The sequence below is a fragment of the Mesorhizobium sp. P2_E9 genome (genome assembly GCF_056403815.1).
The window spans coordinates 333,547-345,371 of the sequence record NZ_JBFUET010000003.1 but is presented as its reverse complement, the minus strand read 5'-3'; the positions used below and the strand labels follow the sequence as shown (position 1 = coordinate 345,371).

Annotated in this window: 11 protein-coding genes; 7 read left to right on the top strand and 4 right to left on the bottom strand. The window is 63.4% G+C overall.

Going from position 1 to position 11,825, the window contains the following annotated elements; all coding sequences use genetic code 11:
- Positions 1-96: 96 nt before the first annotated feature.
- Together AC1D05_RS07700 and AC1D05_RS07695 are read left to right on the top strand one after the other, a co-directional pair.
- Positions 97-825, top strand: a complete 729-nt coding sequence (locus AC1D05_RS07700; RefSeq protein WP_477439692.1) for an AzlC family ABC transporter permease — start codon at positions 97-99, stop codon at positions 823-825.
- Entirely contained in the window at positions 822-1,118 is a 297-nt protein-coding gene (locus AC1D05_RS07695) for an AzlD family protein (protein WP_027044773.1), read from the top strand. The genes AC1D05_RS07700 and AC1D05_RS07695 overlap by 4 nt, the downstream gene beginning before the upstream one ends.
- 36 nt (positions 1,119-1,154) lie before the next feature.
- Here the strand turns inward: AC1D05_RS07695 and AC1D05_RS07690 are convergent, their stop codons facing one another.
- Positions 1,155-2,999, bottom strand: a complete 1,845-nt coding sequence (locus AC1D05_RS07690) for an aminopeptidase P family protein (RefSeq protein ID WP_477439690.1) — start codon at positions 2,997-2,999, stop codon at positions 1,155-1,157.
- A gap of 639 nt (positions 3,000-3,638) precedes the next feature.
- Here AC1D05_RS07690 and AC1D05_RS07685 point away from each other — a divergent pair.
- Positions 3,639-6,674, top strand: coding sequence for an autotransporter outer membrane beta-barrel domain-containing protein (locus AC1D05_RS07685; protein ID WP_477439688.1), 3,036 nt, complete (start codon positions 3,639-3,641; stop codon positions 6,672-6,674).
- 71 nt (positions 6,675-6,745) lie between these two features.
- On the opposite strand, the gene AC1D05_RS07680 is transcribed toward AC1D05_RS07685, so the two are convergent.
- Complete coding sequence (locus AC1D05_RS07680; RefSeq protein WP_477439686.1) at positions 6,746-7,618, bottom strand: 50S ribosomal protein L11 methyltransferase; 873 nt, start codon at positions 7,616-7,618, stop codon at positions 6,746-6,748.
- Positions 7,619-7,628: 10 nt separating this feature from the next.
- Positions 7,629-8,207 carry an SCO family protein gene (locus AC1D05_RS07675; RefSeq protein WP_477439684.1) on the bottom strand — a complete coding sequence of 193 codons (579 nt, stop codon included), beginning with the start codon at positions 8,205-8,207 and terminating at the stop codon, positions 7,629-7,631.
- Positions 8,208-8,447: 240 nt separating this feature from the next.
- On the opposite strand from AC1D05_RS07675, the gene AC1D05_RS07670 reads away from it, so the two are divergent.
- From AC1D05_RS07670 to AC1D05_RS07660, 3 genes are all read left to right on the top strand, one after another.
- Positions 8,448-8,897 carry a CreA family protein gene (locus AC1D05_RS07670; RefSeq protein WP_477439951.1) on the top strand — a complete coding sequence of 150 codons (450 nt, stop codon included), beginning with the start codon at positions 8,448-8,450 and terminating at the stop codon, positions 8,895-8,897.
- An 88-nt stretch (positions 8,898-8,985) separates the two neighbouring features.
- Complete coding sequence (locus tag AC1D05_RS07665; RefSeq protein WP_477439682.1) at positions 8,986-9,627, top strand: transferase hexapeptide repeat family protein; 642 nt, start codon at positions 8,986-8,988, stop codon at positions 9,625-9,627.
- A 432-nt stretch (positions 9,628-10,059) separates the two neighbouring features.
- Positions 10,060-10,485 carry a low affinity iron permease family protein gene (locus tag AC1D05_RS07660; RefSeq protein ID WP_477439680.1) on the top strand — a complete coding sequence of 142 codons (426 nt, stop codon included), beginning with the start codon at positions 10,060-10,062 and terminating at the stop codon, positions 10,483-10,485.
- Positions 10,486-10,496: 11 nt separating this feature from the next.
- Here AC1D05_RS07660 and AC1D05_RS07655 read toward each other — a convergent pair whose 3' ends face one another.
- On the bottom strand, positions 10,497-11,363 hold the full coding sequence (locus tag AC1D05_RS07655) for an SDR family NAD(P)-dependent oxidoreductase (protein ID WP_477439678.1): 867 nt from the start codon (positions 11,361-11,363) through the stop codon (positions 10,497-10,499).
- Positions 11,364-11,532: 169 nt separating this feature from the next.
- On the opposite strand from AC1D05_RS07655, the gene AC1D05_RS07650 reads away from it, so the two are divergent.
- Positions 11,533-11,814, top strand: a complete 282-nt coding sequence (locus AC1D05_RS07650; RefSeq protein ID WP_172227406.1) for a hypothetical protein — start codon at positions 11,533-11,535, stop codon at positions 11,812-11,814.
- The last annotated feature ends 11 nt before the right edge of the window (positions 11,815-11,825 follow it).

The window sequence follows — 11,825 nt, the reverse complement described above, 5'->3', positions numbered from 1 at the left end:
AGGTACGCCGCCTACATACCGCCACTCCCTTGTTGTTGGGCATGTCGTTATCCCAAATCCCACGCACTTTTGGGCGACATGCAGCAGGAGTGGCCGATGGCGACTGACGTGATCTCAGAGAGCGGCGGCAGAAGCGACTTCTGGCAAGGCGTGCGGCTCTCCATGCCTGTCGTGGTGGCGTCGGCGCCGTTCGCGGTGCTGTTCGGAGCGCTTGCCGTCGATCAGGGCTTCTCGGTGTTCGAGGCCTTCCTGATGAGCGCGCTGGTGTTCGGCGGCGCCAGTCAAATGGTCGGCATCCAGCTGTTCGGCCAGCATGTGGCACCGTGGCTGATCGTGCTGTCGATCTTCGCCGTCAATTTCCGCCACGTGCTCTACTCCGCCGGCATCGGCCGGCGCATCGCGCACTGGCCTGTCATCCAACAGGCGCTCGGCTATTTCATCCTTGCCGATCCGCAATTTGCGGTGGCCGAGGCGCGGGCGCAATCCGGCCAGACCGTCGGCTTCGCCTGGTATCTGGGGCTTGGCCTGCCGGTCTATGTGTTCTGGGTGATCGAAAGCGCGCTCGGCGCGGTGTTCGGCAAGCTCATCCCCGACACGCATGCGCTGGGCATCGATTTCCTGCTGCCGATCTACTTCCTCGGCCTGGTGATGGGCTTCCGCAAGCGGCCGCTGTGGCTGCCGGTGGTCATCGCCAGTGCCTGTGCCTCGATCATCGCCTACAAGACGGTCGGCTCGCCCTGGCACGTCTCGATCGGCGCCATTGCCGGCGTGCTGCTCGCGGTCATCCTGCCGCCGCATCATAGCGGCGTGGGAGAACGGCCATGAGCACGACTTTCTGGATCATCATCGCCGGCGCGATCGCCACCTATCTCACGCGCATCGGCGGGCATCTGGTTATCTCCCGCTTCGACAACATCCATCCGCGCGTCGAGGCCGGCCTCAACGCTGTGCCGGCGGCGGTGCTGACGACGCTGGTGGCGCCGGAGCTGTTGAATGCCGGACCAGCGGAATGGGCGGCATTGGCCGTCACCGCCGTGGTTTCGCTGCGCGGCGGGCTGATGTCGATGTTTTTGGCCGGTGCGGCGGTGCTGATCGTGGCGCGGCAGTTCGTCGGGTAGGGCAGCGTCAGCCTTCCAAGCTGAATATCAGCGGCCTCAAATCTTCGCGTCGTGCGGCAGCGGCGCCGTTGCCTTTTCCAGCCAGGCCAGCGTTTCGCCGTCGAGCATCGGTCCGATCTCGGCCAGCACCCATGCATGGTATTGGTCGAGCCAATGCAGCTCCTCGCGCGTCAAAAGGTCTGACCGCACCAACCGCTTGTCGATCGGGGCGAGCGTCAGCGTCTCGAAGCCGTGCATGGCGATGTCGCCGCCCTCGATTTGTTCGGCCGGCGTCACCAGGATCAGGTTCTCGATGCGGATGCCGTAGGCGCCTTCCTTGTAGTAGCCGGGCTCGTTGGACAGCATCATGCCTTCGAGCAGCTTTTCGGTGCCAGTGCGGGCAATGCGTTGCGGCCCCTCGTGCACGGCGAGATACGAGCCGACGCCATGGCCGGTGCCATGGGCGAAGTCGCAGCCATGCTTCCACAGCGCCATGCGGGCGACGGCGTCGATTTCCGAACCGCGCGTGCCGGCAGGGAAGCGCAGCGTGGAAATGCCGATCATGCCTTTCAGCACCAGCGTGAAGCGTTCGCGCATCTCCTCGGTCGGCTGGCCGATCGGCACGGTGCGGGTGATGTCGGTGGTGCCATCCTGATATTGCGCGCCGGAATCGAGCAGGAACAGCTCGCCGGCCTGCAGCTTGCGGCTGGTGGCGCGCGACACGCGGTAATGCATGATGGCGCCGTTCGGGCCGGCGCCGGAAATGGTGTCGAAGGAGACGTCGCGCAGCGGCATCTGCGTTTCCTCGCCGGTCTGCCGGCGGCTCTCCTCCAGCCTGGTGACGACCGCGATCTCGTCAAGCGAGCCGGGTTTTTGCCGCTCCAGCCAGCACAGGAGCTTCGCCACCGCCGCACCGTCGCGGCGATGCGCGGCGCGCGAGCCGTTGATCTCGGCCTGGTTCTTGGTGGCGCGCGGAATGCGGGCAGGATCGGGCGCGGCAATCACCGTGCCGCCATTGTCCTCGACCAGCATGCGCAGCCGGTCGGCGGCCAGCACCGGGTCGAGCGCAATCTTGGCGCCACCCTTGGCAAGCGCTGCGATCGCCGCTTCGAATTCGCTGGGTTCATGCAAATCGGCGAGCTGTGTGAGATAGGCCGCGACCTGGCGCGGGAATTTGCGCTTGTCCATGAACAGCTGGTGCGAACCATCCGCGGCGAGGATGGCGAAGCCGAGCGCCAGCGGTGTGTGCGGCACGTCGCCACCACGGATGTTGAAGGCCCAGGCGATGGAGGAGGGGTCGGTCAGTACGGCATGGGTGGCGCCGTCCTTGCCGATCGCCGCCGCCAGCCGCGCCAGCTTGTCCTTGGCGAGTTCGCCGGCAAAGCCGATCGGGTGCAACTCGACCGGGGTCACCGGGGCCGCGGGCTGATCCTTCCAGATGATGTCGATCGGATTCCTGTCGAGCGGCACCAGAACGGCGCCGGTCTTGTCGGCCGAGGCCTGCAGCGCCTTGACCTCGCTGATCGTGTGCAGCCAAGGATCGAAGCCCAGCCGCGCGCCCTTGCCGATATTGTCCTTGAGCCAGACGGCGGGCGGGTTGTCGACCAGGCTTTCGATCGAGAAGATGTCGAGATCGACCTCGCCCCGCACCTGCAGTGTGTAGCGCCCGTCGACAAAGACGAAGGCGCGGTCGCGCAGTACGATGGCGACGCCGGCCGAGCCGCTGAAGCCGGTCAGCCATTTCAGCCGTGCCGAACGGTCGGCGACATACTCGCCCTGATGCTCGTCCGCGCGTGGCACGACAAAGCCATCGAGGCCATTCGCGGCCAGCCACTGGCGCAGCAGCGCCACGCGTGGCTTGCCGACTGCCGGGTCGCCGGCGGAATCGAAGGTCTGGAACATGAAGGGCCTCCCTGTCGTAGTGCGACCGTAGCGTATGGGCTCGAAAGTCGGAATCGATTTCCGGTTGGCGCAACCTGCTACAGCGCCGCCTGGCTGACAACCTAATGGAGCTGGTCCAGCAGCACGAAGGCTGCGTTGTCGCTATCCACCCCGAACACGACGCGGCATTGCTGCGCTGCCCGCCAGCACACGGGAATTGTAACCAGAAAAAGTCAGCAAAGGTTGCTTTTTGAGCGTGCGTCACTTCGTGCGGCAAGTTATCTGTTCCGGGTTTTCTTGTCTTGATCGCCGGGGGTGGGTCCTTCCGGTCAAGGTTGGTGTCAGGGAACCACTTCCGGCAAAGCCATGATGCTGGCCATGCGCCGCTTGCAGGATCGATGTTGAAAATGAGGACTGTATCCTGAGCCAGTCAGTCGGGAAAAATCGGGCTTGTTGGCAGTCCGGCATCTGGTGTCGCCAACTATTGGTTGACGCAAATGCGCAACGGATTTGCTCTGATTTCTTGTCGGGGCTCTGTGTTGCTTGGTTCCGGTAGTCTTTACGGCCTACATTCGCTTGTCTCTCGGCAGCGGGTTTCGTAGCGTCGCCATGGGCTTCAAGGGTCGATTCAGCCAAGGGATGGCTGGTCGGGGGATTTTCATGAGATATTCCGGTTCTACAGTGCGTGCTAAAGGCGATGGCGAGGTGACTGCGCGGCTTGCGGGCTCGCTTCTGTCGTCCACGTCGCTTCCGGCTCTGCTGATGGCGGGGCTGATTGCGGCCGCTGTAACGCCGATCATGTCCGGTGCCGCCGCGGCCGAGGATTTCGCTCACAACAGCGGCGATTGGGGTATAGCTGCGAACTGGACTCCCGAAACGATTCCCAACGGCGTCGATGCGGTCGCGAACTTCAACCATGATGCGCCGGACCAGGGGCTCGGCTATACCGTTTTCCTGACTGGCGGACCCTATACGGTCGGGACGCTCAACTTGAATGCCACGAGCACCTCCGGCGGTTACCGGTTTTCAAACGGTGTTTTGAATTTCCAGGCCTCTGGGCAGGCCGCGGTCAACGTGCAAACGAACAATTTCATTCCCGACCTGGACGCCGGCGGCAGTTTCAATCTCATCTCCGACACCGTTTTCACGGTTGCTGCCGGGGCTCATTTTACAGCGGATGGAACGATCTCAGGCGCAAGCCTCACAAAGAGCGGCGATGGCTTGCTGACCTTGAATGGCGCAAACACCTACACCGGCGGCACCAACCTCTTTGGTGGTAAGCTCAGCCTCGGCAACAACAATGCTCTGGGAACCGGCCTGCTTTCCGCCTTCAGTGGAACGGTGATCGATATCCAGGATGGCGTCACGATCCACAACGACCTGACCATCGATCTCAGCCAGACCATCAATGTCGGATCCGGGGCAACCGGAACCTATGCCGGCCAGATTTCGGACCTCAGCGATCCATCCGCGATCGTCAAGACCGGCGCCGGCACGCTCGTGCTGACCAACAACAACAGTTTCGGCTCCGGCGCCCGGATCGAGGAGGGAACGATCCGGGTCACGGCCGATCATGCTTTGGGTTTGGGGCCGATCACGCTCGACGGCGGCACGCTGCAGGCGGGTGCGAACCTCACCCTTGCCAATGTTTCGATCCTGTTCGGCTCCGCCGGCGGCACCATCGATACAAACGGCTTCGACGTCAGCACGACCGCCAGCATGGGAGACGACAGCACGCCGAGCGGGACATTCACCAAGACGGGGGCCGGAACGCTGACGGTGGACGGTTTCGCTGGCAACAACAACTATGCCACGGCCACCGATGTCGCCCAAGGCACGCTCAAGGCGGGCCTGTTCGCCGCCAACATTTTCAGCGCTAACAGCGCCTATACGATCGAAGGCGGTGCAACGCTTGATCTCAACAATTTCGACCAGGCGATCGGCTCGCTGGCCGGCGCCGGTGCGGTCAATGCCGGGACAGGCAAGCTGACGACCGGAGGCAACAACGGCTCGACGGTGTTTTCGGGCGTCATCACCGGCAGCAACGGGCTGATCAAGGACGGGACGGGAACTTTCGAACTGTCGGGTACGAACGCGTTGTCGGGCGGGACCGAGGTGAAGGCCGGTACCTTGCTGGTTTCGGGTTCCCTGATCGGTTCGGCCGTTACGGTCGACAGTGGCGCCACACTCGGCGGTGGTGGCTCGGTCGGTTCGCTTGCTGTTTCCGGCACGGTGGCGCCCGGCAAGAATGGCATCGGCACGCTGGCGGTCTATGGCGACGCCAGCTTCGCATCGGGCTCGACCTATGCGGTGGAACTGAATGCCGCCGGCGCAACAGATCGGATCATTGCCGTAGGCGCGGCAAGCATAGAATCAGGCGCCGGCTTGAGTGTGACCAATATTGGGCTGGACGACTTGGTGGCGGGCGCCCACTACATCGTGCTGGAAGCCGCCAGCGTGGCCGGAACCTTCACCCTGCTGGGCGATCCACAGGTCTCCGCCTTCGCCAGCCTGAGCACCCACTCCGGTCAGACGAATGTCTATGTCGACGTCACCCAGACGAACACCTTCGGCTCGGCTGGCGTGACGCCGAACCAGATCGCCACGGGCGAGGGGCTGGACAGCGCGGCCAGCAGCGCCTTGGTCAGTGCGGTGCTTGCCTTGCCGAGCGACGCGGCGGCACAAGCCGCCTTCGACCAGCTTTCCGGCGAAATCCATGCCTCGGCCAAGGGCATGCTGGTGCAGGACAGCCACTTGCTGCAAGACGCGGTGACGGCGCGCCTGCGTGCGGCCTTCGGTGACAGCGGCAAAACCGCCTCGCTGCCGGTCATGGCCTATGGCGAGGACGGCGTTCAGCCCGTCGCCGCCGACACCGACCGTTTCGCCATCTGGTCGCAGGGATTTGGTTCCTGGGGCAGCACCGACAGCGACGGCAATGCGGCCCGATTCGATCGTTCGACGGGCGGCCTGCTGGTCGGCGCCGACGGCCTGGCCGGCGACTGGCGCATCGGCGTGGTCGGCGGCTACAGCCGCATCAGCTTCGATGCCGATGACAGGAATTCTTCCGGCGACAGCGACAATTATCATCTCGGCCTCTATGGCGGGACCAATTGGGGCGCCGTCGCCTTCCGCACCGGTGCCGCCTACACCTGGCACCGGATCTCGACGTCGCGCTCCGTTGTGTTCCAGCGTTTTACCGACAGCCTGTCGGCCGACTATGACGCCGCGACCGCGCAGGCCTTCGGCGAACTGGCCTACAAGACCGATGCCGGGCCGTTTGCCTTCGAGCCCTTCGCCAACCTCGCCTATGTGAACCTGCACACGGATGGTTTTGCGGAGAGCGGCGGCGCCGCGGCGCTGACCAGCAGCAGTTCGACCACCGATGCGACCTTCACCACGCTGGGCGTCAGGGCGTCGACCGAGGTCACCCTTGGCGGCGTTGCGGCGACCGCGCGCGGCATGCTCGGCTGGCGCCATGCTTTCGGCGATGTGACGCCGCTGTCGACCGTTGCCTTCGCCAGTGGCGACAGCTTCACCATTGCCGGTGTGCCGATCGCCAGGGATGCGATGCTGGTCGAAGCCGGCTTCGATGTGCAACTGGCGCGCAACGCCACGCTTGGCCTGTCCTATGCCGGGCAGTTCGGGACGGATGCCTTCGATAATGGCTTCAAGGCAAATCTGGGCATCAGCTTCTAGCCAGTCGGCCTGACCTGAATCTCAACACACCTTGGCAATGCCGGGGAAAGACCGGTGGTGCCTTGCCGACCTCAATGCTTGAGGTGGATCGTCACCCAACCCTCGCGGTGCAAGGTGCGCACGTGCCGAAAATTCTGGCCGACATAGGCCGAGATGACGGCGTCGCGCTGGCGCTCGAGGATGCCTGACAGCACGATGGAGCCGCCAAGCGTGATGTGTCCGGCCATTTGCGGCGCCAGCCGCATCAGCGGCCGCGCCAATATGTTGGCGACGATGAGATCGAAGGGCGCACGCTTGCCGAAGATCGGGTGGTGGAAGCCCGGCGCGGTCACGGTTTCGATGAGTGCCTTGACGTGGTTGAGCCGCGCATTGGCGGCGGCCACCTTCACCGCCACCGGATCGATATCGGTGGCCAGCACCGGAATATGCGCCAGCTTGGCGACGGCAATCGCCAGCACGGCGCTGCCGGTGCCGAGGTCGAGCGCATTGCGCGGGTGCTCGCGCCGCACCACTTTCTCCAGCATTTCGAGGCAGCCGGCGGTGGTGCCGTGATGGCCGGTGCCGAAGGCAAGGCCGGCCTCGATCTCGATGGCAAGTTCGCCGCTGTGGCGCTTTGTGCGATCATGCCCGCCATGGACGAAGAAACGGCCGGCGCGCACCGGCTTCAGGCCTTCTAGAGAGCTGGCCACCCAGTCGATGTCGGGCAGCGCCTCGCGCCCGATCGGCTTCGACAGAGCGAGGCCGGCGAGAACGCCCTTCATCCGCGCCTCGACAGCATCGACGTCGCCATCGGTGTAAAGCGAGACTTCGTGGATATCCTGGTCCTCGTCGACCTCGATCACGGCGATCGGCAGGCCTTCATCCTCGAAGGCCATTTCGAGCGCCGCGAAGACGCGCTCCGCCTCGATCTTTCCGGTGGTGAAATGGAGCCGCGTCTGGGTCATTTAGTCAGTATCAACCCTTGGCCGCGAGGCGCTTCAGCTTTTCGACCGCGGTGCTGGCGCTTTCGCCATAGGCGATCGTGCCGGCAAAGTCGCCCTTGGGGTTGAGCAGCAGCACCGAGGCCGTGTGGTCCATCGTGTAGTCGCCGTCGCCGGTGTCGACCTTCTTCCAGTAGATGCCGAACGACTTGGCCATGGCATGGACCTTGTCCGGGTCGCCGGTGATACCGGTGATGCGGTCGGAGAAGTTGCTGACATAGGCGTTCATCACCGCCGGCGTATCACGCTCCGGATCGACCGAGACGAAATAGGCATGCAGGGTCTTGCCGTCGTCGCCGAGCGTCTTCAGCCAGCCGGAGAGTTCGAACAGTGTGGTCGGGCAGACTTCCGGGCAATGGGTGAAGCCGAAGAAGACGACGCTGGGCTGCCCACGGAAGGCGGCTTCGGTGATCGGTGCGCCTCTCTGGTCGACCAAAGTGAAGGGGGCGCCGAACGGCTCGCCGCCATAATGGCCGCGATACCAGTCGAAGGTCAGCCAGCCGATACCGGCCGCCATAAGGACGAGAATGCCGACCAAGATAGAACGCATCATCCGAAAAGTCCGTCTGCAGAAATCATCGCGCCGGCTCGATGCCGCGCCGGTGCGACAGTCTTAGCGGTTCGGGCCCGCGCAGGCAAAGCGCCGCGATGCCGCAACCGGTGGTGTTGACGCTTGTGCTTGCAAAGCCGCACAACTCGCCCCACCTGTGACCGGCAACTCAAACCGTTGGAGGCTTCCTTGCAGCGACTGATTGGGCGAAAACTGATCGGCGGCGCCGTGGCCGCGTGCGTCATGCTGGGCGCCGGTGCGGCCGTTGCCGATGAAGTCGGCAAGGTCGGCGTCGACTGGGTCGGCAACGACATCATCGTCGAAGCGATCAAGGACCCCAAGGTCGATGGCGTGACCTGCCATGTCTCCTATTTCGACCGCAGCATCATCGACCGCCTGCACAAGGGCAACTGGTTTGAGGATCCCTCCGATTCATCGATCTCCTGCCGTCAGACCGGCCCGATCACCATCGGCGATATCGATATGAGTGAGGGCGGCGAAGAGGTTTTCAAGCAAGGCATCAGCCTGATCTGGAAGAAGCAGGTGGTGAACCGCATCTACGACAAGACCAACGAGACGTTGATCTATCTCTCGCATTCGCGCCAGGTGCAGAACGGCTCGGCCAAGATGTCGGTTACGACAGTGCCGCTCTATGGCCAGAACGTGGTGTGGAGCAAAGGCCAGCCGAAATAGGCGGGTCTGGCGTCTTTTATGCTGATTGGCCCCACGGACAATTGCTCCTGCCTTGCAGGAGCAATTGCTCTGACGTAAAGCCGCCCGCATGGACCGTTCCGAAAACCTTGTCCTGAAAGATCCCGAGCCGCGCATCCATCCGACCGCGGAGCTGAAGGCGTGCAAGCTCGGCCGCTACGCCTCGATCGGCGAGCGGGTGGTGCTGCGCGAGGTGAGCGTCGGCGACTTCTCCTATTTTGAGCGCCATTCGGAAGCCATCTATACGAGCATCGGCAAATTCTGCTCGATCGCCGCCAACAGCCGCATCAACGCGCTGGAACATCCGATCGAACGGCTGACCCAGCACAAGGTCAGCTATCGGCCGAACGAGTATTTCCGCTGGCTGGGTGTCGATGCCACGTTCCGCGAGCGGCGGCGGGCGAAGGCCGTCACCATCGGCCATGACGTCTGGATTGGTCATGGCGCGGTGGTCATGCCTGGCATCACCATCGGCAATGGCGCCGTCATCGGCGCCAATGCGGTGGTGACGCAGGACGTGCCGTCCTACTCGATCGTCGCCGGCGTGCCGGCAAAGCCGCTGCGGCCGCGCTTTTCTGCTGAAGTCGCGGCGCGGATCGAAGTGCTCGCCTGGTGGGACTGGCCGGTTGAGAAACTCGCCAGGGCGGTTCCCGACATCCAGTCCATGCCGATCGAGGCCTTCCTCGATCGTTGGGAAAACGACGCCTTCTAAGCCGGCATCCACGCCTGCTGGCTCGCTTCCCGTTGTTCGAAGGGCCGCGCATACCATTGTACAAGAAGCTTTGACGGTAATCAGCAGGCTGAGAGCGGCGCTGCGAAACAAGTTGCGGGAAAGTGGAGCGATCGTCTGACTGGATGCCGGTCGGCGCTTTCGGGAACCCGTGCTCCGCGCAATCCGGACTGAAACCCCTTCCGCCATGCGGGGGTGGCGCAGCGGAAGGGGCTGGAGGTAAACCGCTGTGCAGCGGACGGAACAGGCTCTCTTGCCTGCACGGTCACCATGACACTAAACCGATAAGGTGTGTTTTCCACCGCATGCCCGCATTGCGTGTATTCAATTGCGCCTGATGTATTTGCTGCCGTGGGGAACCTGGAACGGCCGCCGGATGTTTCTGATCGTGGCAGAATTGAGGGATCTCGACAGATGGAAAAGCTTTTCACCAGGATTGCCAATTGGGTCGCCCACGTAACCGGCCTGCCGCTGACCTTTGCCGTGTGCTGCCTGATCGTCGTCGTCTGGGCGGCGACCGGACCGTTCTTCGGTTTCTCGGACACCTGGCAACTGGTGATCAACACGGGCACGACCATCATCACATTCCTGATGGTGTTTCTGATCCAGAACACCCAGAATCGCGACGGTGCGGCGATCCAGGCCAAACTCGATGAACTGATCCGGGTCAGCGAGGGTCACAACCGCTTCATCGGCATCGAGCACCTGACCGAATCCGAGGTCGAGGAAATCCGTGACAAATGCGAGCGGGCGGCGCGACGGCATGACGAGAAGATCGCCGCCATGGCCGCAAAGAAGGCCGTGGCGCAAAAGCGAGCTCCGAAAAAGCACGCGGCTTGAGGGTTTGAAGCTCAGCCTTTGATGAATTCGGCAAAGGCATCCTTGTGGTCCGGATGCCAGCGCGACAGGGCCGGGCGGTTTTCGATGATGTCGCCGATCGCCCAGGCCATGCGTTTCTCGTCCAGCGGCCGGGCCACATCATTGTCTGGGCACAGGATGTAGAAGTCGCCCCTGACCAGGGATTCCAGCATGAAATCAACGACCTGCTCGCCGGTCCAGGCGCCAGCCGGCTTTTCCGTCGCGCCTTCGGTGAGGCCGGTGTAGGTGAAGCCCGGGATCAGCAGATGCGCCGACAGGCGGGCGCCCGGTTCGTTGCGCAGCGCATGCGCCAGGCCCTCGGTGAATGTCTTCACGCCGGCCTTGGAGACATTGTAGGCCAGGTTACCAGGCGGCGTGGTGATGCCTTGTTTTGAACCGGTGTTGATGATCAGGCCCGGCTTGGCCGACGCCAGCATGCGCGGCGCGAAGGCTTCGACGCCATGCACGACGCCCCAGAAATTGATGTCGAGCAGCCGTTTCCAGGCATCGCGGTTTTCCCAGGGTTTTCCCGGGTTGTCGCCGACGCCGGCATTGTTCATCAGCAGCGAGACCTCGCCGAAGGCGCCGAATGCCCGGTCGGCGAGACGATCGACCTCATCGGCTTTCGAAACGTCCGATGCAACGGCAAGCACGGCGTCGTCGCCGGCAATGGCCGAGATGGCGCGGGAGGCATCGTCAAGGCGGGTGCCGCCAATATCGGCGAGCACGATCTTCATGCCCATCAGCGCAAGCCGCTTGGCGGCTGCCAGACCGATGCCGCTGGCGGCGCCGGTGATGACGGCGGTGTTACCCGGCCCAAGCGCGGGCAGGGCGGTCTGGATTTCGGCGTCGGTGATCATGAGCAACGGGTCCTTTTCTCGATGGCGCCGAACTTAGCGCCGGAACAGGCTTGCGCAAGCCTGCGTCAGCACGTGTTCGGGTTGACCAGTCCGGTCGAGGCTGCGCATGTTGCTTGGGCATTGCCGGGGCAAAAGGAGACTTTTGCCTGGGGAGAATGGAGATCTTCGATTGACGGACTGGGTTGCAATTCTGAAGGAGCAGACCGCCACCGGCGACCAGATGGGGCGCGAGGTGCCGCAGATGCTGGCCAACCCCGATATCAGCGAAGCCCAGGTGAAGACACTGTTCGCCGCGCTGGAAAAACAGGCCGAGTTCGTCGAGAAACTGCGCATGGCGCTGGAGAAGTTCGGCCATGATTTCTCGATCATCAAGGCAGCCGAACGGCTGGAGGAGCGCTACGCCGACCTTGCTGCGTCGGTAGCGGAAAAGCTGAAGGCGATGCGTAAATAGGGCTATTCCCG

Coding starts and splice junctions, on each gene's coding strand:
- AC1D05_RS07680 (WP_477439686.1), bottom strand. CDS start 7,618: ATGACCCAGACGCGGCTCCATTTCACCACCGGAAAGATCGAGGCGGAG.
- AC1D05_RS07660 (WP_477439680.1), top strand. CDS start 10,060: ATGGAAAAGCTTTTCACCAGGATTGCCAATTGGGTCGCCCACGTAACC.
- AC1D05_RS07665 (WP_477439682.1), top strand. CDS start 8,986: ATGGACCGTTCCGAAAACCTTGTCCTGAAAGATCCCGAGCCGCGCATC.
- AC1D05_RS07670 (WP_477439951.1), top strand. CDS start 8,448: ATGCTGGGCGCCGGTGCGGCCGTTGCCGATGAAGTCGGCAAGGTCGGC.
- AC1D05_RS07675 (WP_477439684.1), bottom strand. CDS start 8,207: ATGATGCGTTCTATCTTGGTCGGCATTCTCGTCCTTATGGCGGCCGGT.
- AC1D05_RS07655 (WP_477439678.1), bottom strand. CDS start 11,363: ATGATCACCGACGCCGAAATCCAGACCGCCCTGCCCGCGCTTGGGCCG.
- AC1D05_RS07695 (WP_027044773.1), top strand. CDS start 822: ATGAGCACGACTTTCTGGATCATCATCGCCGGCGCGATCGCCACCTAT.
- AC1D05_RS07685 (WP_477439688.1), top strand. CDS start 3,639: ATGAGATATTCCGGTTCTACAGTGCGTGCTAAAGGCGATGGCGAGGTG.
- AC1D05_RS07700 (WP_477439692.1), top strand. CDS start 97: ATGGCGACTGACGTGATCTCAGAGAGCGGCGGCAGAAGCGACTTCTGG.
- AC1D05_RS07690 (WP_477439690.1), bottom strand. CDS start 2,999: ATGTTCCAGACCTTCGATTCCGCCGGCGACCCGGCAGTCGGCAAGCCA.